Origin of the sequence: Latilactobacillus curvatus JCM 1096 = DSM 20019 (assembly GCF_004101845.1) — a bacterium.
Taxonomy (GTDB): Bacteria; Bacillota; Bacilli; order Lactobacillales; family Lactobacillaceae; genus Latilactobacillus; species Latilactobacillus curvatus.
In genome coordinates this window covers 258,925-281,665 of sequence record NZ_CP026116.1, presented here as the reverse complement: position 1 = coordinate 281,665, position 22,741 = coordinate 258,925, and the positions used below count along the sequence as shown (strand labels likewise).

Sequence of the window (22,741 nt, the reverse complement as noted above, 5' to 3'; positions counted from 1 at the left end):
TCTCGTGGGTTTTTATCTTGTCTCAAATCAATTTTCATTAATAGGAGTATCTCTTTTGAAAACGAAAAAAATTAGACGAACCATCTTAACCATTGCTATCTTGGCAGTCGGTTATCTCGGTGGTCGCAACAATGTCTTACAAAATGTGTTCCCTGCTACAGTTGCTACTGAGCAACCAGCTAAACAAACACCCCCAGTCAGTCCTGATTATCAAGCCATTGCTGATCAAGATTTTAAAAGCGGATCTGCGGCCTATCTACCAATTAATAACGATCAAAGCCAATTAACAGCAACGGATTGGCAAGGTGAAAAAATCGTCTATGGGCAACTCGACCAGCTTAACCGAACAACTAGCGTCACAGCTTACTTATCAAAGCGGAATCTGGGCAAATCAGAAGGCCGGACGCGCCAAATTTGGAATCCAACGGGTTGGCATAATCAACCTCTGATTGTCAATGACCGCCGAATCACACCGCAAAATCGTGGCCACTTGATTGCTTATACACTCACTTTTAATTTTGATCAGAATGGTAACTTTCAAGCTGGTCAACCGGGCAGCTTAGATAATCCACTTAACCTCGCCACCCAAAGCGCGTACAGTAATCAAAAAACGATGCAGATTTTTGAAGAAAAAGTCCGCACTGCGCTCGAAGCAAACAAAAAAGTGATTTACAAAGTCACGACCGTTTTTCGGGGTAATGAACTGATGCCGCGCGGTTACTGGGTTCAGGCCATTTCCACAGATGGCACGCTGAATTTCAACGATTACGTCTGGAATGTTGAACCTGGCGTCGCATTCGATTACATGACTGGTCGTTCTCACTTAGATGCTAGCATGCAAGTCAAAGACGGTCAGAATATTGTTGACCGCACCAAACAACAAGTCAAACAACTTTTCTAAACAACAAAAAGAGAGGTAGCAACCAGAATAATTCTAGTTGCTACCTTTTTTGTTAGCTTATTTTTCCATTGCCTTACGCAATGCAGCGGCTAATGGACTTTCCGCCGGTTCATCTTCTTGGTTCACTTTTTGAATCAAGCTGCGTTCTTCATGTTTAGAAATTTTCTTCTTACGATCTTTCTTGTCGAGCATCTTTTCAGTTGTCCCATCATTAAGACACCGGAAGTATGCGCCGCCTTGGCCTTCAATAATCACCATTTTTTTGTGACATCGTGGGCAGCGATGGTTGGAAACCTTCGGATCTTTCCGACGCCGATAGTGACAGTTTGTGCAGACATAAATTTTACCGTCACGCGTATTGCGTTCTTTTAACGGATGATCACATTCCGGACATTTTTTATTCGTCACTGCAAAATCGCGGTATTCCGTCTCACTCTTTTTAATCTCACCGACCAAGGTCTTAGTGGCACCCTCGATTTCAGTGATGAACGCCTTCGGATTTTCTTCGCCTTTGGCAATCGCTTCAAGCGACTGTTCCCATTTTCCTGTCAGTTCTGGTGAAACCAAGGTCTGATTAACCAATTTTAAAAGTTGCTGACCTTTTGGCGTCACTGCTAAAGCATGACCTTGTCGTTCTAGGAGTTCACTACGGACTAATTTTTCGATGATTTCAGCACGAGTGGCTGGCGTCCCCAAACCGTAGTGTTCCATCTTCCCGAGCAACATCCCTTCAGTCAATGGCTTAGGGGGCGTCGTCAATTGTTCTTTAACCGCAAAATTAGCGCGAACTACCATCCCTTCTCGCCAGTCGACCGTCGCGGTTGGTTGCCCCTCTTTATCGGCAGCATGCCAACCTTGTTGCACGACTTTTGTTTGCTTAAACGTAAAGGTTTGATCACCAAATTTAACGGTGGCTTTCGTAACAGCTGTCACGTATGGATCAGCAAACAACCCTAAGAAGCGTTCCACAATCAAGCGATACATGCGCAGTTCATCCGTCGATAATTTTTCGGCACGAACGGGTTCTTCAGTTGGAATTAAAGCGTAGTGATCCGTTACTTTGCCATCATTAAAGACGGCTTTTTGTTTGACCTGACTGCCTTGCCCCAAGTATTGCTTAGCACGTGGATCAAATTTGACTAATGCCGACAACCGTTCCTTCAAAGTCCCTTCGATATCTGTTGAGAGATATTTCGAATCCGTCCGTGGATAACTGACAACTTTATGGATTTCATACAATGATTGAATCAAGGATAACGTCTTTTTCGCGGATAAGCCATACTTTGCATTGGCCACTTGTTGGAGTTCCGTTAAATCATATGGTAAAGGTGCTGATTGCGATTTCTGCGTTGTTTTGACGCTGACCACTTGGCCTTTGGCTTGTTGCAATTGTGCAACTAAGTCGTCTGCTGCTTGGCGCGTCTTAATACTTTGCGGGTTTGCTAATTGTAAGGCGGCTTGCTGTTGATCGACCGTCAAGTGAATTGTGTAATAGGTTTGCGGTTTGAAACGATTGATTTGTTGTGCCGTTTCGTTCACAAAGGCTAACGTTGGTGTCTGCACCCGACCAGCGGATAAATTATCTTCATACTTGGTCGTCAATGCCCGTGTCACGTTCAAGCCAATCAACCAATCCGCTTTGCCGCGTGCTAACGCTGATGCGTACAAATTATCGAATTGCTTGGCTGGTTTTAAGTTTGCAAACCCTGCTTTAATGGCCTTAGTCGTTTGCGATGAAATCCAGAGCCGTTCAACCGGCTTATCGAATTTAATCCATTCCAAAATATAGCGCGCAACGGCTTCCCCTTCACGCCCCGAATCAGTTGCAATCACCGCACCTGAAATATCTTTGCGGTTGGCGAGGTGACTGATAGCTTTTAATTGTCCACCCGTTTTAGGCAATGGCTTTAAACCGATATGCTTGGGAATAATCGGTAAGTCTTCCAAACGCCATTGTTGCCATTCTTTTTTGATATCCTCTGGTAATTGCAGCGATAACAAATGCCCAAACGCCCAAGTGATGACGTATTGATCGCCCTCAAAGTAGGTTTTAGTTTTCTGAGTTGTTCCTAGAACTTTAGCAAGCTCTTTGGCAACACTTGGTTTTTCCGTGATAACTAGTTTTTTTTGCATTTAAAATTCCTCTTACTTCAATTGATCAAAATAGTAACTGACTAATAGTATAACGCATGTTGAGAAGGAACAACCCAGAAATCGCGAAAGTATCATAAATAATAATATTTCAACAGCCAAAATAAAAGATTCTAAGAAACTGAATTCTTAGGTAGATTGCAAATTTAATCCGAATTTTTGGACAAATTTGTCAGCATAACCTGATACGGTGTTTGCCAGTCGAGTATTTTAAGCGGTCGCTGGTTAATTTGGAGTAACGTCGTCGTTAAATCTTGAGCACTAATGTGTTCAAAACGAGTCCCTTTAGGATAAAAATAACGTAAATTCCGATTAAAGCGTTCATTACTACCACGTTCAGCTGGCGTATAAGCATGGCAGTAATAGGTCTTAATACCATATTGTGATTCAAGTGATACTAGCCCACTAAACTCAGTGCCACGGTCCACAGTAAAGCTGTGCACCGGACCATTAAAAGTGGTTAGGAACTTAGTTAGTGCTTCATTAACAGTCGCTGTCGTCCGATCTTTTAACCGGTATGCCCAAAGGGACCGTGATTTGCGATCGATTAAAGTTAATAAAACTGCCTTACTATGCCCACGAGGACCAACGACTGTATCTAGTTCAAAATCGCCGATGCGCTTACGTTGATTAATCATCATGGGATGCTGTTCAATTGATCGCCCCAAAGATTGATTATATTTGGATCGTTGGTCAACGTTACGCCGTTGGCGTACGCCATGTTCAGGTAGATCATTCAAGGAGAAACCAATTCTCCCTTGATTTAGCCAATTATAAATAGATTTAGTAGCTAGTTTAAATTCGTGAGCAATCATTCCTGGTGACCAGCTTAGACGTAAATGGTTGAGAATTTTTTGCTTTAACTCATCGCTCAGCTTAGTTTTCCGACCACATCGTGATCGCTTGTATTCGGCATCTGTTTGTGCTAATTCAGCCTGATAAGGTTGACATCGAGATAATTCATAAGAAATTGTTGACGGTGATCGGTTCAGCCGAACGCCCATTTGGATATTGGACAGCCCTAGTTCACAAAAGGTTTCGATTTTAATTCGTTCGGAATAGGTTATACTAGACAAAAGATCAGCTCCTAAAAGATGGGTTTGTGGTAAACACCATTTTAAAGGAAGCTGATCTTTTTTGTCCGAACAGCGTTCGGATTAATTTTACAATCTACCATATAATTACATTTCGTCTCTCAACTGGCGAGAATGCGACATAATCTTTTTCGTGAGTTTGCTTCATTATTTGTAAATAATTCTGGTAATTTAACAAATAGCCTCTTCCATGCTCCGATTCTACTAAAGTCATTTTATAAGTCTCATTTATCGATTTAACCGACCTGTAAATCGTTTTTTGAGATACGGCAACTACATCGGCCAATTCATTTGCTGTCATGTAATCTCCATTCTTTAACAAAGCATTCAATATCTGATTCATATAACCAGTCATATTTTCCTCCTTATGTTTATGATAGCGCTATTTTTATTAAAAAAAGATAAACCTTTGCCCGTTGCTACGGTCATTCTTCTTGTTTTTCTTTATTCTAGTACATCTTGTGTAATGTATACAAAAAGCCCTACCGTATTCCGGTAGGGCTTTTCGTTGTGTGGAGTTGCTATTAATATTATTTTTTGGTACATCCTTAGTGTAGCAAAACCTGGGCAGCATTCCAGTTACAAGTTCAGCGAATTGTCCGGAAAGTGAACAATATCACTAAATTGTTTAGTCACTTTTAACGATTTTCTCAAGCTGCTTCAAATTAAAACATAACCGCTCATCAATCACCTCCGGTTCGGTCTGCAGATTATTTTCAAACCAACAATCTAATTGGCGAATGATTGCACCGCCGTAAAAGTCTTCCAAGTGATTTAACTGTTGTGGCGTGTATTGTGCTTTGTAATGGCGCAATGCCTTATGAATAATCTGTTTCATAACCTGTTCAAAAAAGCGGCGGCGTTCCGGATAATCCGCTAGATGATATAAATTCAAGCAAAACATGCGATACCGTGTAATAAATTGAATGGCTTCATGACAGCCGGATTCCCAATCGCCACTCACTATACTCTCATCAACTTTTTGAATAATTTGTTGTTCAAGTGTCCACCAAAATAAGCCGCACATGCCCGTTGGAAAATGATTATAAAAGGTCGTTCGTGACAAATTAGCCGTCTTCAAAAAAGTCGCGACCGTCAATTTCGTCGCTTTTTGATCCATTAATAATTCGATTAAAATCATTGCCATATAGCGCTTAGTCGCTTGTCGTCGTGTCATTTACCCACCCGTTCTAATTACTATTGTTATTTTACCAATAAACAATCATTAACGGTAATATTATTAACAAAGATTAATTTTATAGCAATGAAAACGTTATCTAATTATTATCGATTGCACAAAAAAAGCGGTGCGAATTTGATATTCGCACCGCCTTAACACATTAATTATTTTTCTAAACCTTCCGCAACTGCTTCTGGGTAGTTGGCTGTGACAGTTGCAGCACAACGCGCACAAAGCATTGGGAACTTATCATCTGAACCGATATCAGTCTTAATCATCCGACAACGATCACAAACATCCCCCTCAGCATGCGCAACACTAACCGAAATGCCATCAAATTGAGTAGCTTCTGTTGGAACATCGGCTGATTGATCCGCAATTGTTAATTGTGAGACAATCAATAATTGTTTAACATCAGCATCCAATGAAGCTAATAAAGCAGCATTGGCTTCGTTTGGATAAAGTGTTACGGCCGCTTCTAATGACTTACCGATGACCTTGTCCATCCGGGCTGTTTCAAGAGCTTTTAAGACATCGTCACGGATCCCCATGAAGGCATTCCAAGTTTCAACTAAGTCTTCTTCACCGGCAAAATGTTCAACTTCTGGCATTTCAGCTAATTGAACGAATTCTTCTGGTTCGTGTAAGTAGCTCCAGATTTCTTCAGCTGTGTGTGGCAAGATTGGTGTCAATAACTTCGTCAAGGCTACTGCTACTGCATAGAAAACAGTTTGTATGTTACGACGAGGTGCATCATTTTGACCATCGATATAAACAACGTCTTTGGCGAAGTCTAAGTAGAAGGCTGATAATTCGTTCGTCAAGAACATGTTAATTGTCTTATAAACTGTGGCAAAGTCGTAAGCATCATACGCCGCTTTACAGCTGGCGATGATTGCGTTTAAGCGCACCAACATGAACTTATCAACTGAACCTAATTCTGCGTAATCAACTGTATCTTTAGCAGGATCGAAATCAGTTGTGTTCGCAATCATGAACCGCATTGTGTTCCGGATCTTCCGGTAAGCTTCACTGACTTGTTGGAAGTTTTCCATTGTGACTTTCACGTCTGAGCTAGCATCAACTGAAGCGACCCAGAGGCGCACAATATCCGCCCCCATTTGTTTGATGATCTTTTCAGGCAAGATTGTGTTCCCAAGTGATTTACTCATCTTACGACCGTTACCATCTAAGACAAAGCCTTGTGAAATAACAGCTTTATAAGGGCTGACTTCGCCAACTGCAACACTGGTAATTAAACTTGAGTTAAACCAGCCACGATATTGATCTGAACCTTCTAAGATTAAGTCCGCTGGATAAGTTAAGTCATCGCGAGCCGCTAACACAGCTTGATGTGATGAACCTGAATCAAACCAGACATCCATGATATCTTTTTCTTTTGTAAATTCACCATTTGGACTCCCAGGATGTGTAAAGCCTGCTGGTAATAAGTCTTTAGCATCCCATTCAAACCAAACGTTTGAACCATGCTCTGCAAAGAGTTGCGCCACACGTTCGATTGTTTCTGGCATGACGATTTCTGTGCCGTCTTCAGCATAGAAGATTGGTAATGGCACACCCCATGCCCGTTGACGAGAGATAACCCAATCGCCACGATCACGAATCATGTTGTAAAGACGGGTCTTTCCCCATTCTGGCATGAATTCAACTTTTTCGATTTGTGCTAAGATTTGATCGCGGAACGCATCGATTGAAGCAAACCATTGGGCTGTTGCCCGGAAGATAACGGGTTTCTTTGTCCGCCAGTCATGTGGGTAACTATGCGTGAAGAAGTCGAGTTTCAATAATGAACCGTTCTTTTCAAGCGCTTCTGTCACCATTGGGTTGGCTTTATCGTAATAAACGCCTTCAAAACCAGGGGCATCTTCAGTCATAATCCCTTTGCTGTCAACGACTGAAAGGACTGGTAACTTATATTTAGTGCCAGCGTTATAATCATCTTCACCGTGACCTGGTGCCGTATGCACTAAACCAGTCCCAGTTTCTAATGTCACGTGGTTGCCTAAGATCACCAATGATTCACGGTCATATAATGGGTGGCGGGCTGTCATTAATTCCATGTCAGCACCCTTGAAAGTCTTCAAGATTTCAACTGATTCCCAACCAAGAAGATCAGTCATCTTGTTCAAACGTTCTGCTGCCACAACGTATTTTTGGCCGTCAGCTAACACTTGAACGTAATCGAAAGCTGGGTTAACCGCAATCCCTAAGTTAGCAGGAATTGTCCATGGGGTTGTTGTCCAGATGATGAATTTTGTATCCGCATCTAATAAGTCTTTCCCATCCACCACGTTAAACGCCACGTACATTGATGGTGACTTGATGTCTTTGTATTCAATTTCAGCTTCCGCTAAAGTTGATTCTGATGAAGGTGACCAGTAAACGGGCTTCTTACCTTTATAGATATAACCTTTTTTAGCCATTTCACCGAAGACCCGAATTTCTTCAGCTTCAAAATCAGCTGTTAAAGTGATGTATGGGTTATCCCAATCAGCAGAAATCCCAAGACGCTTGAAATCTTCGCGTTGCTTGTTGACTTGTTCCATGGCATAGTCGTAACAAAGTTTACGATAATCAACGAGGCTCATTTCTTTCCGCTTGATACCCTTTTTAGCCAAGGCTTGTTCGATTGGCAAACCATGTGTATCCCATCCAGGAACAAAAGGTGCGCGGAACCCGTTCATTGATTTGTAACGAACGATAATATCTTTACTTGTTTTATTTAAGGCGTGACCCATGTGGATGTTGCCGTTCGCAAATGGCGGGCCATCATGAAGAACGAATGAAGGTTTACCTTCATTTAATTTTTGCCGTTGTTGATAGAGGTTGTTATCGGCCCAACCTTTTTGCCAATCGATTTCACGATTCGGTAAACCTGCTCGCATTGGGAAAGCTGTCTTGCCCAGGTTTAATGTTTCTTTGATACGCATCAAATCACTCCTTTATTTTTAAAAACAAAAAAAGATCCCGCCCTGAATAGGACGAAATCTTCGTGGTACCACCTAAATTTGAAGGTCAATGACCTTCCTCAACATGCAATAACGCGCATTAAGCGTCCCAAATTACTCAATTCATCTGGAATGAAATAAGGTGATACACCGCTAAACAGAGCATTACCAACCTTCCACCGTCGTTGGCTCGCTTAAATGATGTTTTGCTTGCTAGTCCTTATTTAAATCTGTTGCTTGGTTTTCAATTGGGTTGTAAGAATCCGTAACAGCTTCAACCACTTCATCTGAATCGGTGTCTTCGACTACATCGGAGAGCACTTCATCATTGTCATCTTCTTCGACTGGTGTTTCTTCACCAGGGAAAATAATGGTTTGCGTTGTTGTCACATCATCTTCAGCAATTTGACCCCAAGGTTTAACTTCTGCATCCGAGTTTACTTGATTTGACCCATGGTTGTCAAGGTCTGTCATATCAATTTCAGCTGAAAGAGCTTGATGGTCCGCTAAATCATCTTTAGCTAATAAATCTGTCCATTCAGGACTCTTAACCACTTCTAATTGTGATTCAAGCATAACTTGTAATCTTTGACGGAAAATCCGTGTTTGTTTCTTCAAGTCATCGGTTTCGATTGCAATTTGTTTTGCACGTTCAGTTGCATCGTCAATGATGTGGTTTGATTTTTCAGTTGCATCATCCAACATTGATTTTGCATTCTTTTCTGATTCAGTTTGAATCATTTCAGCTTCTTTTTTAGCGTTATCTTTAACACGGTCAGCCGCTTCTTGTGCAACAATGATTGATTGGTTCAACGCATCTTTCAATTCATTAAAATACGTTACTTTTTCATCGCTTGATTTTAATTCCGCTTTTAAACTTTCATTTTCTGTTAAAACTGATTCGTAGTCTTTAATCACTTGATCTAAGAAATCATTGACTTGATCCGGATTGTAACCCCGCATTTTTGTGTTAAATTCTTTGTTATGAATATCTAAAGGTGTTAAAACCATTTTGAAATTCCTCCATCTTTTTCAGCAATTATTTTCTTAAAATCCCCAGTGTCACTCGATATTTTTCTTTACGAGTCTGACCATCAATCGATTGGAGTTGAATCCGGCCAAAACCACGAACAGAGACGATATCTAATAGTGCTAATTCAAAATCTGGTTTATCAAATGCTTGCCAATTCAGTTTAACTTTGTTGGCTTGAATTAATTCTTTAGCGCGTTGTCGCGACAGATTGTAAACAGTTGAAATGATCGTATCCAAGCGAAACGAGCTGACAGTCGTTTGTTCGAATTGCCAAGCGTCCTTAGGCGTCAACAACTGTGTATAGTCTTGTTCTTGCAAATGAACTGATACGCGACCAATCTTAGTGATTTGCTCTTCGACATAGCCTGCCATCTTCTTCGTCACAAAGAATTGCCAGCGTTCTTCATCGGTCATAATATCCCCAAAAACATCACGGTCAATGCCAGCATTCACAAGCGTACCAAGCACCTTCCCATGTGATAGGTTTGCAAATTTAATCGGGTACCGAATCTCAAATAATTGAATCTCAAAATCCGCATCCGTTGGTTCAAAGTAATCTGGAGCAATCATTGCCCGTTTCCGTTCAGCAGCGTTATATCCGCCATTAAAGTGATAACGGACGTCCCCTTTTTCACCGACCAAGGTTTGTAAAATAAACGCTTGACGCGGATCTAAAAACGCCGTTAAGATTGGTCGATATTCAACTTGTGCTTGCTCAATCCAATCCAAAACCTGCGCAACAAATGGCGCCTCGCTTTTTCTAAAATGTTGATAGACATCTGCTTGATTGACCATTGATTACATCCCCACTAATAATTGTGCGAGTAAGCCGATCCCACGTTCTACTAAATATAAAACGAAAAACGCAGCAATGGCTGAAATCCCAATACCACCGATTGCAGGAATGAAGCGGTCAAAGATTTCTAAGAAAGGTTCAACTAACTTAGCAACAAAGCGCCCTAATTTACTGCCCATCGCCTCTGGAATCCACGTTAATAAACAATAGATTACGACGATGCCACTATAAATCCGTACCACATACATGAGCATCAAGAGCACATAAAATAAAAATAGTTGCACCTAGTTCACCTCAATATCAAAATCATTTTGATCGACAATATCTGAAAGATTACCATCGATTTCATAGTTCGGTGGCGTACATAAGAAAATCTGATCACCAACCCGTTGAATTTCACCGTTGATGGCAAAAACTGCCCCTGTTAGGAAATCAACAATTCGAGTGGCTTGTGTCGCTTCAATTCGTGTGAAGTTAACAATCACTGCTTTATTTTCAAGTAAACTTTTGCCGACTTTTTTTGCGTCGGAATAAATCCGTGGTTCACATAAGACAATTTTATTCATTTTAGTAGCTCCCGCAGCTTGCATCGAGACGACGTTATTCGGGCGAACACTTGGTTCACCTTCATTAGTGACAGCCGCAGTTTCTTGCGTATTAGCATATTCATCTTCATCTGACATGCCGAAAAAATTGCTAAGACTAAACTTACCAGCCATGAGTCATCCTCCTTAGTTATTGCGACGGCGCTTGAAAAATGGCGGCACATCGTCCCCATTTTGGTTATCTTGCTTATTATCATCCGCTTGGGCTGTCCGTTTGAAGATATCGAAATCTTTCTTTTCAATTTCATCAAATTTTTCAGTTGCTTGCGCTTGCTCGCGGGCACTTGGTTCGCGACGCATATCCCAATCTACAAATGGATCATTATTTTGTTCTGATGGTGTTGAAGGCGCTGTTGTCTTTGGTGCTGAATTGTTTGTTGCTGGACGACGTTTGTTGTTATCTTCATCAATCCCAGTTGCAATAACCGTTACAACAACTTCATCACCAAGATTTTCGTTGATTGAAGTCCCGAAAATCAAGTTAACATCGTTAGTTGCAGCTTGTTGCACGATACCAGCAGCATCTTGCGCTTCAAACAATGACAAGTCTGGTCCACCCGTGATGTTTAAGAGGACTTGTTCTGCACCATCGATTGAAACTTCCAATAATGGTGATGAAATAGCCTTCTTCGTTGCTTCAGCTGTCCGGTTTTCACCCGTTGCTGAACCAATTCCCATCAAGGCAGAGCCTTGGTTAGCCATAACTGTTTTAACATCAGCAAAATCCAAGTTGACAAACCCTGGTGATGTAATTAAGTCAGAAATCCCTTGAACCCCTTGACGTAAAACATTATCGGCTTCTTTGAAGGCTTCCATCATTGGTGTCTTCTTGTCAACAATTTCGAGTAACCGGTTATTAGCAATGATGACCATTGTATCAACATGTTGCTTTAATTCAGCAATCCCTGAAGCGGCGTTTTTACCACGTTTAGGGCCTTCAAATGTAAATGGACGAGTAACAACCCCCACCGTTAGTGCGCCAAGATCTTTAGCAATTTTGGCAACAACAGGGGCAGCGCCAGTTCCGGTACCGCCACCCATGCCGGCTGTGACAAAGATCATGTCAGCGCCTTTTAAGGCTTCGTTGAGGACTTCTTCACTCTCTTCAGCAGCTTTTTGGCCGATTTCAGCAGTTGCGCCGGCACCGAGGCCGCGAGTCAACTTAGGTCCTAATTGGATCTTTGTTTCAGCTTTTGAATCTTCAAGTGCTTGAACGTCAGTGTTAGCCGCAATAAAATGAACACCTTTAACGCCTTCGTTGATCATTCTGTTGACAGCGTTACCACCAGCACCACCGACGCCGATTACTTTGATGATTGCGCCGCTATTTTCTTGTGCTGCATCTAATGAATATTCCATCTGTTTTTCCTCCTGTTACGACTAGCCCTTATTCAAAAAAGTTACTAAAGAAATTTTTCAGGCCTTCGAATGCATTTTTTGATTGATTTTTAGGTTTGGTTTTCTTACTTGGTACTTCTTTGGTTGTTGCTTGAGGTTTCATTGTTGATTTCGTCACTGTTTGGTCTAATTCAGTCTGTGCTACATTCCCAAGTGCGCCTTGGACCAACCAATCAACTTCCGACAAGTTAGCTATGTAGTTAATTAAACTCAACCCTTGGGCAAATGATGGGTGCCGCAAGCCCATTTGATCTGGAATGTATAACTTCACTGGGCAATTAAAGATTTCCTTAGCCAAGTCGACAATCCCAGGTAAAGCTGTCACGCCACCGGTCATAATCACCCCACCAGGCATATCAAAAGCGTGTACTTTATCCAATTCAGCTTTCAAACGATCAAAAATCTGCATCGTCCGTGCTTCAATAATCTCAGCTATTTTTTTCTCTGTCACTTGCACTGGTAAGGCTTGACCAACAACTTCAATTGGAATTTGTTCTTCTTCTGAAGCAGCCAATGAATCAGCATTACCATAATCTCGTTTAGCTTTTTCAGCATTTTCAATTGACGTGTTCAAGACCACGGAAATATCCTTGGTCATATGGTCGCCACCTTCTTGATCAATCGCCGTAAATTTTAATTGATGATCATGAATCACAGCAGCTGTACTTTGACCACCGCCAAGGTCGACAACGATTGCCCCAAAATCTTGTTCCCCGTCTGATAAGGCTAGCTTACCAAGTGCTAATGGGTTCACTACGAGTTGTGATAGTGTTAAACCCGCTTTTTCAATACATTTCTTTAAATTATGAATCATTGTCTTGGGTGCGGTGAACAAAATTCCGTTCATCTCAAGCCGAACCCCCATCATTCCGCGTGGATCTTTAATCCCATCAAACCCATCAACCGTAAACGATTGCGGTAAGATATTGAGGATTTCACGTTCAGGTGGTAAATTCCGAACCAATGCGGCACTAGCAACGTCTTGCACATCTTGACCAGTAATTTCCTTAGATTGATCAGAGACCGCAATCATCCCTTGGCATTCTTCGATTTGTAGTTGGTTGGCTGGAATTCCAGCAACAACCCGATTAATTTCAATATTTGCTTTTTGTTCTGCTTGTTGTACGGCTTGTTGGATAGCGGTAACCGCTTGATCAATGTCCACAATCGTCCCGCGACTTAATCCGTTTGATCTAGCTGATCCGACGCCAATCACGTTAAGTTGTTTATTAATTGATTCTGCAACAATTACCTTAATTGAAGTAGTTCCGACATCAAGACCGACATATATTTTTGAATTCTCCATTAAGTGTGTGGAACCTCCTTGCATTCAATTAGAATAAAATGATTCCTATGCTAAATAGTACCACATTTCGACTAGATTTAGAAAGCCAATCCAATCTTTTTAAACAGTGTTAACTAATTTTTTGTTGAATCGGCCTCAGAATTATCAAATAATTTGGCGTAAGCGCCAACTTCTAAGTCAATTCGTCCCTTACCGTCCATTTGTTTCGCCAGTGTGGGATAATATTTAATTTTCTTGGCAAGTGTCCGCAAATCCCCAACAACCTCATTACCATCATTCATATATAAGTGAACTTGATAAGGATTATTGTTCTTAGCTGTTAAACGAATTTCCGACACAGCACTTTGAATGCTGTTTGGAAAGGCTTGATATAGTTTTAACCCTTGCTTTAAGAAGGCGTCATTTTTAAATTGACTATAGACAGGGCTATTGCCCAGAGACTGCGTCATTTTCGTCTTTAAAATCGTGCCATTTTCTAAGATTGGATAATATTGTTTATGCCGCACTAGATAGCCCACCGTAGGATATTCCTTAATCGCCAATGTCAGTTGATTAAACTGATCAACTTTGACATTTACACTTTTCACCTTAGGTAGTTTCTGGTGAATCCGCTTCTCAATCGCTTTTTCCTGCCAGATTTGTGTCAGGACATTATCGCCAATCCGTACGCCACTCGCATTAATCACCTGTTGATCAGGCACTGATTTAGTCCCGTTGACCGTCATTTGTTGAACGTCGCTAATGGGCAACATAAAATAGATTGCCACACAAGCGCCCAATGTGAAGGTGCTCAATAACGCTGTCAACCGCCACTTTGTCTTTGCCGTTCGTTGCGCTTTTAAATGTGGTAGTTGACCACTAATCGTTGGTCTCCCCGGCGTTAACCGTTGCCGACGTTGTTTCTTCCAACGCTTTAGTTGATAAGCGCGCCAAACGTTTAGTAATTGGAGCGGATCGAGCGACCCATTTTTAGTTGTTTTTTTCTTCAAGTCATCCGCCCCCTTCTTAACTTAGATGATAGTATTAATCACTTCAATAATGCGATCTGAAGCGTCTGGAATCCCCATTTTCTTAGCTGCTTTAGCCATTGCTTGTTGACTATCAGGGGTTGCCAAAAGCGTATCTAATGATTGGACTAATTTGTCACCCGTTAATTGTGCTTCTGGAATTAAAATCGCTGCGTCTTCTTTAACCAAACTCTCGGCATTTTTTGTTTGATGATCATTTGTTACATAGGGGCTTGGAATCAAAATTGACGGAATCCCAAGTGCTGTGATTTCCGCCAAACTCGTCGCACCAGCACGACCAACAATGGCCTTTAAATCTGGTAAAATTTCGGGCATGTCGTTGATATATGGTACAACAGCCAAATTATCATTGAGCGTCATCGCCTTTAATTGCGCTTGAACGTCATCAAAATGAACCCGTCCAGAAACGAATAGCACCTGATACTCTTTTGTATTAAGTGCTGGTACTGCATCGATAAAAGCTTGGTTAATACTTGGTGCACCACGGCTCCCACCAAACACAAGCACTGTCGGACTGTCAGTCTTAAGCCCGAATTCACTTAAACGTTCGTTTGGTAACATTCCAGCAACTTGTTGGGCCCGCGGATTGCCTGTTAATACAATTTTGTGCATTGGGAATTGGTCGCTGACTGATTCAAAGGAAATGGCAACTTTATCGACAAAGCGCGCCAAAAAGCGGTTGGTAACCCCGGCTGCTGAGTTTTGTTCATGAATCAACGTTGGCACTTTTAAGCGACTTGCTGCATATAGCAATGCCCCAGAAACATAGCCACCCGTTCCAATCACAATATCAGGTTTGAATGTTTTAATCATTTCTTTTGCCTCTTTAACACTGCGCAAGAAAAGTTGAATTGTTTTAATATTTGTTTTAATGCCCTTCATATTCATCGAACGTTTAAATCCTTGGATTTCTAACGTCTTAAAATCGATGCCTTGATCTGGCACAATTTTACTTTCCAAACCGCGTTTAGTCCCAACATATAAAACGGCATCCAACAAGTCGCGTTGTTGCATTCTTTCAATTAGGGCTAACGCTGGATAGATGTGGCCACCAGTTCCGCCACCAGATATCATTACTCTCATTTTAGAATCTCCAATTTAATCTGTAATTTGTTCGACTGCCTTAATAAAGACGTCTCCACGTTCTTCAAACGTCTTGAACTGATCCCAGCTCGCACATGCAGGCGACAATAAAACCACGTCGCCGGCTTCACTAGCAGCATAAGCTTCAGGCACTGCTTTTGTTAAATTATCAACTATTTTGATGACGGGAATACCTGCTTCACGTGCTGTCTGTGCCAACAATTGTTTGGTTTCACCATATAAGATGATTGCTTTTACGTGTTCTTTTAGTAGTGGTAATAATGGTTCGAAAGTAAAGCCCCGGTCAAGACCACCCGCTAATAAAACAATTGGTTGTTTAAAACTCTTCAACGCGACTTCGGTAGCTTCCATATTGGTTGCTTTAGAGTCGTTATAGAAGCGGCGACCTTCATAGCTCGTCACAAACTGCATCCGGTGTTTAACACCGGTAAAGGTCGTTAAAACATCAATGATCGCATCGTTTGATTGGTCCATCAACTTAGCCGCCGCAATTGCGGCCAAAGCATTTTCAATATTATGGTTACCAGGGACGTTAATATCAGTCACTGGCATTATCACTTCACCCTTAAAACAAAGTTGGCCATCTTTGACATAGGCGCCAGCTTCAGAGTTGCCTAGCCGTGAAAATGGCACAACTTGCGCCTTAGTTTGGCGACTCAATTCACGTAGTTCAGGTAAGTCCCAGTTGACAACAAAAAAGTCGTCAGCCGTTTGGTTTTGAATAAGTCGCATTTTCGCAGCCACGTAATTCGCACGCGAGCCATGATAGTCCAAATGTGCTTCATAAATATTCGTTAAAACTGCAATCTTAGGTTTAACGGTTGTTGTACCGAGTAGTTGGAAACTTGATAATTCTGTGACCATCACATCGGCAGCCGTCACTTTTTGGGCGACCGCACTTAGTGGAATGCCGATATTGCCCGCAGCGTATGCGTGCCCCTGGGTGCGATTTTCATCTAACATCAACGTAATTAACGTTGTGGTAGTCGTCTTCCCGTTTGAACCAGTCACACTGACCCATTGGGCTTCAGACACTTCGTACGCAAGTTCTGGTTCCGTTAAAACTGGAATCTTACGCGCAATCGCTTCTGCCACCATTGGGTTATCGTAACGAATGCCCGGATTTTTGAAGAGGTATGCAAAGTTGCGCTCAAATAACGCCAATGGATGCGATCCAGTAATGACGGTTGCCCCTAATTCACGCAATTGTGCAACTTGAGGATTGTCTTCTTGTTCCTTTCCGTCATTGACGGTCACAATCGCCCCTAATTTTAATAACAATTTAGCAGCATTAAAGCCGCTCTTCCCTAATCCCAAAACTAAAACTGCCTGATCTTGATACGTCGTGCTGGCCTTCATTAAATTCGCCCTCTTCTAAAAAATTAACAGATAAATTGCTGAACAGATGATACTAAATAACCAAAAGCTGATATCAATCCGCCATTCACTCCACCCTGACATTTCGAAGTGATGATGAATGGGACTCATTTTAAAAATCCGCTTATGGAATAACTTAAATGAACCGACTTGTAACATCACACTTGCTGTTTCAATGACGTATACTAACCCGACCAATAGCAGTGAGAACTCTCGATGTAATAAAATTGACATGGCTGCTAGTGCGCCACCAAGTGCTAGTGAACCAACATCACCCATGAAAATTTGCGCTGGTTTTTTATTGTAGATTAAAAAGCCAAGCAATCCGCCAATAATGCTGAGGCCGAAAATGGCGACATCAATTTGGTTTTGATGAAAGGCGATAATTGTATAAGTTGCAAATGAGATGGTTGCCAAGCCAGCAACTAACCCATCAATGCCATCCGTTAAGTTCACCGCATTTGAGAAACCGACTAACCACACTAAGACGAATACACAAAAGAACCAGTTACTTGAAATAGTGCCAATTACTGGGATTTCAAGTGCAGTACTGAAGCCTTCATGGAAATAAACAGCGATGAAGACAATCCCACCAATAATTTGCCCTAACAATTTTTGCCAAGCGCGTAAGCCTAAGTTCTGTTTACGGAAAACTTTAATAAAATCATCTGAAAAACCGAGAATACCGTATAACACCAGAATAAACATGGCAATTAATAGACTATTCGTTAACTGTTTTAAGAATAATCCTACCCAAATACTTGAAACAACAGCGGCAATAATGAATAAGAGCCCGCCCATTGTTGGTGTCCCATTTTTCTTAGCGTGCCATTTGGGGCCTTCTTCACGGATTGTCTGCCCCTCTTTTTTAAAGCGTAAATACCCGATAAAAAGCGGCATAAAAATCACCGTAATTACAAACCCACTCATTAAGGGCACTAAAAATTGTCCTGCTGCCATTTCATAAACTCCTTTAATCCAACTATCTTATTTTAATTGTACTTTTATTTTTTTAACCCCATCTAGCAACCCATTAACCGCTAGGCTTTGATGATAAGCATATCCGCTACCTTTGATGTCAATCTCAACACCTGTTAATTGTGCGAGCTTCAAGAGGTCATTTTTCGACCAACCCGTGACATCTGGCATCGTCATTGCCCCATTGGTCATTAAAATGACTCGCTGTTTAGGTAAAATCACACTATTGGCCTTTGGTAATTGCTGGACGACTAAGTTCCCACTACCGACAGAAGCGGTTTGTAGGCCTAAATCCGTTAATTTCTTTTGTGCTTCATCCGTTGATTGACCAATCACAGATGGAACTGTTACTTGTTGTTGTGTGTCTTTTTCAGCCTTTTTGGTATACTCCAGTGCCCGTTTCATCATTGGATTGAAGACCTGTGCCAAAATACTTTCAGCACTATCTGTCATATTCTGCGGCTGTTTCATTGTGACATATAAAATATACTTAGGATCATCAGCTGGTGCAATCCCTGATACAGAGAAAATATAATTGCTTGCGCCGGTTAAATAGCCACCGTCTGGATCAGTAATTTGTGCGGTCCCGGTTTTAACGGCTACTTTATAATCTGGAATTTGGTAAACCTGACCTGTCCCATAATCTTGATAAACAACATCTTCCATATTTTGTAAGACAGATTTGGCCGTGCTAACCTTAATTGGCTTACCAGCTTTGATTGGTTTTACTTGATGATCCTGATTAATCCCAGATAAAATCTGTGGTTTAATCATTGTGCCATCGTTCGCAATCGCACTTGTCATCTGCAGCATCTGCATTACATTAACGTTAATCCCTTGACCAAACGAAGTTGTGGCCTGATCTAGTGGCCGAACATATTGCAATGTCCCCTCTGTTTCGCCGGGTAATTGAATACCAGTTGGTTTTAAGAAGCCAAACTTCTGAATGTAGTCTTTCCAAACCTTAGGACCCATGGCTTGTTCAAGCTTGACCATCCCAACGTTACTTGATCGTGCAAAGGCTTGACTCAGCGGAATCATCCCCCAGCCACTCGTTTGCCAATCACTAATCTTCTTGTCACCGACTTCAATTGAACCCGATTGATAATACTGATTAGGATTGTAATTACCAGAGTCGATGGCAGCTGCCAAGGTTGCAATTTTCAAAACAGAGCCTGGTTCATAGCCATCTTCAACTAATGTATCTCGCCAAATCTTGCCAATTCCCTTTTTAGTGCTAGCATTAAAGGTTGGTCGTTGTGAAGCCGCCAAAATTTCACCCGTCTTAGCATTCATCAAGACGGCATTCATACTCTTAGGCTTATATTTTTTATTGACGCTCGTTAATAAAGTTTCCATGTATGATTGTAACCGAGAATCTAAGGTCAAGTAAATATCTTGGCCGTTTTTAGCGGCTTTTACTTTGTTTTTCTTTTGATTGATCGTGTATCCATAGGAATCACGGGCAAAATTCTTGTAACCATCTTGGCCTGCTAATTGTTTGTTGAAGTATTTTTCAATCCCCATTACACCAACGAGGCTTTGATCAGCGCCGTCTTCGTCCTTTGGTGATTGAGCGATACCAATGACGTGAGATGCGAATGTTCCATTAGGGTACAGCCGCGTAGGGGACTCATTGAAGTAAATACCGGTTAGATGTTCTTTTTCAATCTTCCGTTTGATGCTCAGTGAAAGGTTTTGCCCGGCACTTCCGAATTCAACTTGATAAACTGAACGGTTAGCTGGCGTTAACTGTTTATAGATTTTTTCTTCACTCAATGGTAGATAGCGACTCAAAACTTTCGCTGTTTTTTTCTTATCAGTTACATATAACGGCTTCTTATTAGGACCAACGTAATCGTGACTTAATACCGCATACACTGAATAGGCGTTAATGTCTTGTGCCAAAACGTTCCCTAAAGAATCATAAATTGTACCGCGTTGTGCGCGAATCACGGAATCAGCTTTGTATTTTTTCTGTGATCGTTTCGTTAAATCCACCCCTGCAATATGCCCAGTAGCAGCAATGTAAGCAAAACGACCGGCGAAAACTAGAAAAATCGCCGCGATAATTAGCAATAAAAGCCTGCCAAAAACGCGTCGATTCCGCCGTGGACTCTTACGTGTCTTAACTGATTTCATTTAGACACGTTCCGAATATTATTTTCATTTAGTTTAAGATCATGTTTCTGGGCAAAAGCATTCAGACGGTCAGAGCTTGTTAATTCACCGATCTCCTGTTTTAAATCATTATTGTTAGCGCTGACTTGGGCCATCTTTTGAGTCGTACTTTCTAATCCTCGTTGTGCATTAACAACTGCAATTTTGGTGGTTAACAAACTAACCAACATCGCGAAAAAGATAATTCCAATAACTGACGTCGCTAATTTTTCAACAGCTGAAAAAGCCACTTTTTTAGACTGGCTTGCAACTGCTTGTTTATGTACAGTAGGCTGCGTTTTTAGCGGTGCTACTGGCGTTTCTAATTGGCGTGCCGTGTTAGTTGCCATCATCATCAATCCTTCTAGTCAATTTCTTTTTGTTTTTCTGCGACACGTAGCTTAGCGCTATGTGCACGATGGTTTTCTTCTAATTCATCATCTGTTGGTAGAATCGGCTTGCGGTTCACTAATTTTAGAACCGTTTTTTGTTCTTCTGGTAAAATTGGTAACCCTTTCGGTAAATCTGGGAGCGTTGCTTGTTCCTTAAACATCGTCTTCACCAAACGATCTTCTAATGATTGGAACGTAATGACACTGATCCGCCCGCCGACATTGACCAATGGAATAGCTTGTTCGAGTGAATCTTCAATTGCCCCTAATTCATCATTGACCGCAATCCGAATCGCTTGGAAAATCCGCTTCGCTGGATGTCCACCCTTTCGTCTTGCTGGTGCAGGAATTGCTTCTTTAATCAAATCAGCTAATTCGATTGTCGTTTCAATCGGCGCAACTGCTCTTTGTTGTTCAATCTTCCGCGCAACTTGTTTTGAGAACTTTTCTTCGCCGTAGCGGAAAAAGATCTTAATTAGTTGTTGATAGGTCCACTCATTAACGACATTGTAGGCACTGAGTTCCGCCCCTTGGTCCATTCGCATATCAAGTGGGGCTTCTTTCTTATAACTAAACCCGCGTTGGGCATCATCAAATTGTGGTGATGATACGCCTAAATCGTATAAAATACCATCAATCTTAGTCACACCGTGTTCTGCTAACGCTGCTTTTAAATAGCGGAAGTTACTCTTAATAAAAGTCACTTGGCCCGCTTCAGCATATTTGGCTAATCGTTGTTTACTACTTGCTAAGGCATGATCGTCTTGGTCAAACGAATAAAGATGACCGGTCGTCAGCTGAGATAACAAATATTCACTATGGCCGCCGCCCCCTAATGTTGCGTCTACATACACGCCATCGGGTTGCACATTCAAGGCATCAACCGTTTCTTTCAATAAAACACTTTGATGTTTAAATGTTTCTGTCATCTATTTACCATCCTTCTAAAAATCAAAATCTAACATATTTTCTGCAATATCATCAAAATTCTCTTCAGCTTCTTCGCTAAAGCTCGCCCATTTTTCCTGGCTCCAAATTTCAATGCGGTTTGAGACCCCGATTAACACACATTCTTTTTCAAGACCAGCATGTTTAGCAAGTGTGTCTGGGATATTCACCCGACCTTGCTTATCAGGGGAACATTCGACCGCCGCTGAGTAGAAAAAGCGGACGAACGCGCGGGCATCTTTTTTAGCGAGGGGCAGTTTTTTTAACTTCTCTTCCAACTGTTCCCATTCACTAAGGGGGTAACCAAAAATACAATTGTCCATGCCACGGGTGAGTACAAATTCCGCACCTAATGATTCACGAAATTTAGCCGGCATGATTAACCGACCTTTCGTATCAATCGTGTGATGAAATTCGCCCATGAACATAACCATTCACCCCTTTGCCCACCTTAACTGATTTTAGTCTACCACAATCCCCCACTTTCTACCACATTTTGCCAAAAAAAACCAAAATCTTATCATTTTGGAACCAATTGTGCACGATATTTATATTACTAGCCTTTTTGACCAAAAAAACAGCCATTTCGTTAACCGAAATGGCCGTTTCACTTGTTAATTAAGTAAGCTTATTTTGGGCTGTCGCACCACTTCTAAGCAACGCCGCAAAAAATTGCTCACTTTAATCTAATTTTTAGAAGTTTAAAATGCCAGTTGCAGCGAGTGAACCAAAAACGACTGAGCCCACTGTGGCGATTAACATTACCCAAACGAAAATTTTAGTAATGCGACTAAACGTGCTTGTTTGTTTCTTCAATTATTCCACCACCTAGACTTTTTTCTTATCAGCAGTTTACACCGAATCACTTGAAAGTGCAACTCAGTCCTTTTTATCTTTTCCAAAAGACGGTACAATGGGACTATTAACTTTCGAGGTGATTTAAATGCCATTTAGCACAACACTTTTCTTTGCAGGCTTACCGCCCGTCTGTGTCGCACTCGGCTACTGTATCGACCGGTTGACTCAGCGTCTATTTAAACATCGTTTTCATTATATTAATTGGCTACCAATTCCATTGCTAGTAAGTGCTATCTTTCTGAGTATGCCAATTTTCAGTAAAGCTGGCTGGTTCTTTTGCTTAGCTATCTGTCTGTGGGGAATCATCTGGAGCTTAACGCGCTTTTACTACGACCGTGCGCTGTACCTACGTAAGTTTCTACGGAGTTGGTGGCGCTTTGTCCTCGTGATGGCCACAGCATGGTACCTATCCTTTCTAATCATCACACTCCTTTAAACCAAAAAAGCGGTGTCGACTCTTTCA

At 41.5% G+C, this 22,741-nt stretch carries 22 protein-coding genes and 1 other annotated feature; of the genes, 2 read left to right on the top strand and 20 right to left on the bottom strand.

Annotated elements, in window-relative coordinates; translation table 11 throughout:
* Window positions 1–55: 55 nt before the first annotated feature.
* Window positions 56–901, top strand: coding sequence for a DNA/RNA non-specific endonuclease (locus LCU_RS01570; protein ID WP_004270973.1), 846 nt, complete (start codon window positions 56–58; stop codon window positions 899–901).
* A 57-nt stretch (window positions 902–958) separates the two neighbouring features.
* On the opposite strand, the gene LCU_RS01565 is transcribed toward LCU_RS01570, so the two are convergent.
* The 20 genes from LCU_RS01565 to LCU_RS01465 form a co-directional block, all read right to left on the bottom strand.
* On the bottom strand, window positions 959–3,034 hold the full coding sequence (locus LCU_RS01565) for a DNA topoisomerase 3 (RefSeq protein ID WP_056966969.1): 2,076 nt from the start codon (window positions 3,032–3,034) through the stop codon (window positions 959–961).
* Between the two features lie 164 nt (window positions 3,035–3,198).
* The gene (locus tag LCU_RS01560; protein WP_128486078.1) at window positions 3,199–4,128 is read right to left on the bottom strand and encodes an IS30-like element ISLpl1 family transposase; all 930 of its coding nucleotides are present in this window, start codon (window positions 4,126–4,128) and stop codon (window positions 3,199–3,201) included.
* Window positions 4,129–4,222: 94 nt separating this feature from the next.
* Window positions 4,223–4,501 carry an HTH domain-containing protein gene (locus LCU_RS01550; RefSeq protein ID WP_056967140.1) on the bottom strand — a complete coding sequence of 93 codons (279 nt, stop codon included), beginning with the start codon at window positions 4,499–4,501 and terminating at the stop codon, window positions 4,223–4,225.
* A gap of 273 nt (window positions 4,502–4,774) precedes the next feature.
* On the bottom strand, window positions 4,775–5,323 hold the full coding sequence (locus tag LCU_RS01545; protein WP_056967138.1) for a TetR/AcrR family transcriptional regulator: 549 nt from the start codon (window positions 5,321–5,323) through the stop codon (window positions 4,775–4,777).
* 167 nt (window positions 5,324–5,490) lie between these two features.
* Window positions 5,491–8,277, bottom strand: coding sequence for an isoleucine--tRNA ligase (gene ileS, locus LCU_RS01540; RefSeq protein ID WP_004270701.1), 2,787 nt, complete (start codon window positions 8,275–8,277; stop codon window positions 5,491–5,493).
* 44 nt (window positions 8,278–8,321) lie between these two features.
* Window positions 8,322–8,532, bottom strand: a binding site (T-box leader).
* The gene (locus LCU_RS01535) at window positions 8,509–9,306 is read right to left on the bottom strand and encodes a DivIVA domain-containing protein (RefSeq protein ID WP_004270697.1); all 798 of its coding nucleotides are present in this window, start codon (window positions 9,304–9,306) and stop codon (window positions 8,509–8,511) included. Its footprint overlaps the feature before it by 24 nt.
* Before the next feature lie 28 nt (window positions 9,307–9,334).
* Window positions 9,335–10,123: a YlmH family RNA-binding protein gene (locus LCU_RS01530; RefSeq protein ID WP_004270696.1), complete on the bottom strand. Its 789-nt coding sequence runs from the start codon at window positions 10,121–10,123 to the stop codon at window positions 9,335–9,337.
* Between the two features lie 3 nt (window positions 10,124–10,126).
* The gene (locus LCU_RS01525; protein ID WP_223315962.1) at window positions 10,127–10,408 is read right to left on the bottom strand and encodes a YggT family protein; all 282 of its coding nucleotides are present in this window, start codon (window positions 10,406–10,408) and stop codon (window positions 10,127–10,129) included.
* The gene (locus LCU_RS01520) at window positions 10,409–10,843 is read right to left on the bottom strand and encodes a cell division protein SepF (protein ID WP_004270705.1); all 435 of its coding nucleotides are present in this window, start codon (window positions 10,841–10,843) and stop codon (window positions 10,409–10,411) included.
* 12 nt (window positions 10,844–10,855) lie between these two features.
* Window positions 10,856–12,088 (bottom strand): cell division protein FtsZ, encoded by a 1,233-nt coding sequence (ftsZ, locus tag LCU_RS01515; RefSeq protein ID WP_004270698.1) that lies wholly within the window; start codon window positions 12,086–12,088, stop codon window positions 10,856–10,858.
* Window positions 12,089–12,116: 28 nt separating this feature from the next.
* A complete protein-coding gene (ftsA, locus tag LCU_RS01510) occupies window positions 12,117–13,433 on the bottom strand; it encodes a cell division protein FtsA (RefSeq protein ID WP_056965897.1) in 1,317 nt (438 codons plus the stop codon).
* Window positions 13,434–13,546: 113 nt separating this feature from the next.
* Window positions 13,547–14,422 carry a cell division protein FtsQ/DivIB gene (locus LCU_RS01505; protein ID WP_056965899.1) on the bottom strand — a complete coding sequence of 292 codons (876 nt, stop codon included), beginning with the start codon at window positions 14,420–14,422 and terminating at the stop codon, window positions 13,547–13,549.
* 21 nt (window positions 14,423–14,443) lie between these two features.
* A complete protein-coding gene (gene murG / locus LCU_RS01500; RefSeq protein ID WP_056965901.1) occupies window positions 14,444–15,544 on the bottom strand; it encodes an undecaprenyldiphospho-muramoylpentapeptide beta-N-acetylglucosaminyltransferase in 1,101 nt (366 codons plus the stop codon).
* A 15-nt stretch (window positions 15,545–15,559) separates the two neighbouring features.
* The gene (gene murD, locus LCU_RS01495) at window positions 15,560–16,924 is read right to left on the bottom strand and encodes a UDP-N-acetylmuramoyl-L-alanine--D-glutamate ligase (RefSeq protein WP_056965903.1); all 1,365 of its coding nucleotides are present in this window, start codon (window positions 16,922–16,924) and stop codon (window positions 15,560–15,562) included.
* A gap of 15 nt (window positions 16,925–16,939) precedes the next feature.
* On the bottom strand, window positions 16,940–17,902 hold the full coding sequence (gene mraY / locus LCU_RS01490) for a phospho-N-acetylmuramoyl-pentapeptide-transferase (protein WP_056965906.1): 963 nt from the start codon (window positions 17,900–17,902) through the stop codon (window positions 16,940–16,942).
* 27 nt (window positions 17,903–17,929) lie between these two features.
* Window positions 17,930–20,062, bottom strand: coding sequence for a penicillin-binding transpeptidase domain-containing protein (locus LCU_RS01485; protein ID WP_056965908.1), 2,133 nt, complete (start codon window positions 20,060–20,062; stop codon window positions 17,930–17,932).
* The gene (ftsL, locus tag LCU_RS01480) at window positions 20,059–20,430 is read right to left on the bottom strand and encodes a cell division protein FtsL (protein ID WP_239494175.1); all 372 of its coding nucleotides are present in this window, start codon (window positions 20,428–20,430) and stop codon (window positions 20,059–20,061) included. Before ftsL ends, LCU_RS01485 begins: the two co-directional genes overlap by 4 nt.
* Window positions 20,431–20,444: 14 nt before the next feature.
* The gene (rsmH, locus tag LCU_RS01475) at window positions 20,445–21,401 is read right to left on the bottom strand and encodes a 16S rRNA (cytosine(1402)-N(4))-methyltransferase RsmH (protein ID WP_004270706.1); all 957 of its coding nucleotides are present in this window, start codon (window positions 21,399–21,401) and stop codon (window positions 20,445–20,447) included.
* Between the two features lie 15 nt (window positions 21,402–21,416).
* On the bottom strand, window positions 21,417–21,848 hold the full coding sequence (mraZ, locus tag LCU_RS01470; RefSeq protein WP_004270711.1) for a division/cell wall cluster transcriptional repressor MraZ: 432 nt from the start codon (window positions 21,846–21,848) through the stop codon (window positions 21,417–21,419).
* 265 nt (window positions 21,849–22,113) lie between these two features.
* On the bottom strand, window positions 22,114–22,236 hold the full coding sequence (locus LCU_RS01465; RefSeq protein WP_004270707.1) for a DUF4044 domain-containing protein: 123 nt from the start codon (window positions 22,234–22,236) through the stop codon (window positions 22,114–22,116).
* Window positions 22,237–22,363: 127 nt separating this feature from the next.
* Here LCU_RS01465 and LCU_RS01460 point away from each other — a divergent pair, with 127 nt between their 5' ends.
* Complete coding sequence (locus LCU_RS01460) at window positions 22,364–22,714, top strand: DUF3397 family protein (protein ID WP_076787715.1); 351 nt, start codon at window positions 22,364–22,366, stop codon at window positions 22,712–22,714.
* Window positions 22,715–22,741: the final 27 nt, after the last annotated feature.

Coding starts and splice junctions, on each gene's coding strand:
- LCU_RS01565 (WP_056966969.1), bottom strand. CDS start 3,034: ATGCAAAAAAAACTAGTTATCACGGAAAAACCAAGTGTTGCCAAAGAG.
- LCU_RS01550 (WP_056967140.1), bottom strand. CDS start 4,501: ATGACTGGTTATATGAATCAGATATTGAATGCTTTGTTAAAGAATGGA.
- LCU_RS01545 (WP_056967138.1), bottom strand. CDS start 5,323: ATGACACGACGACAAGCGACTAAGCGCTATATGGCAATGATTTTAATC.
- ileS (WP_004270701.1), bottom strand. CDS start 8,277: ATGCGTATCAAAGAAACATTAAACCTGGGCAAGACAGCTTTCCCAATG.
- LCU_RS01535 (WP_004270697.1), bottom strand. CDS start 9,306: ATGGTTTTAACACCTTTAGATATTCATAACAAAGAATTTAACACAAAA.
- LCU_RS01530 (WP_004270696.1), bottom strand. CDS start 10,123: ATGGTCAATCAAGCAGATGTCTATCAACATTTTAGAAAAAGCGAGGCG.
- LCU_RS01520 (WP_004270705.1), bottom strand. CDS start 10,843: ATGGCTGGTAAGTTTAGTCTTAGCAATTTTTTCGGCATGTCAGATGAA.
- ftsZ (WP_004270698.1), bottom strand. CDS start 12,088: ATGGAATATTCATTAGATGCAGCACAAGAAAATAGCGGCGCAATCATC.
- ftsA (WP_056965897.1), bottom strand. CDS start 13,433: ATGGAGAATTCAAAAATATATGTCGGTCTTGATGTCGGAACTACTTCA.
- murG (WP_056965901.1), bottom strand. CDS start 15,544: ATGAGAGTAATGATATCTGGTGGCGGAACTGGTGGCCACATCTATCCA.
- murD (WP_056965903.1), bottom strand. CDS start 16,924: ATGAAGGCCAGCACGACGTATCAAGATCAGGCAGTTTTAGTTTTGGGA.
- mraY (WP_056965906.1), bottom strand. CDS start 17,902: ATGGCAGCAGGACAATTTTTAGTGCCCTTAATGAGTGGGTTTGTAATT.
- LCU_RS01485 (WP_056965908.1), bottom strand. CDS start 20,062: ATGAAATCAGTTAAGACACGTAAGAGTCCACGGCGGAATCGACGCGTT.
- ftsL (WP_239494175.1), bottom strand. CDS start 20,430: ATGGCAACTAACACGGCACGCCAATTAGAAACGCCAGTAGCACCGCTA.
- rsmH (WP_004270706.1), bottom strand. CDS start 21,401: ATGACAGAAACATTTAAACATCAAAGTGTTTTATTGAAAGAAACGGTT.
- mraZ (WP_004270711.1), bottom strand. CDS start 21,848: ATGTTCATGGGCGAATTTCATCACACGATTGATACGAAAGGTCGGTTA.
- LCU_RS01460 (WP_076787715.1), top strand. CDS start 22,364: ATGCCATTTAGCACAACACTTTTCTTTGCAGGCTTACCGCCCGTCTGT.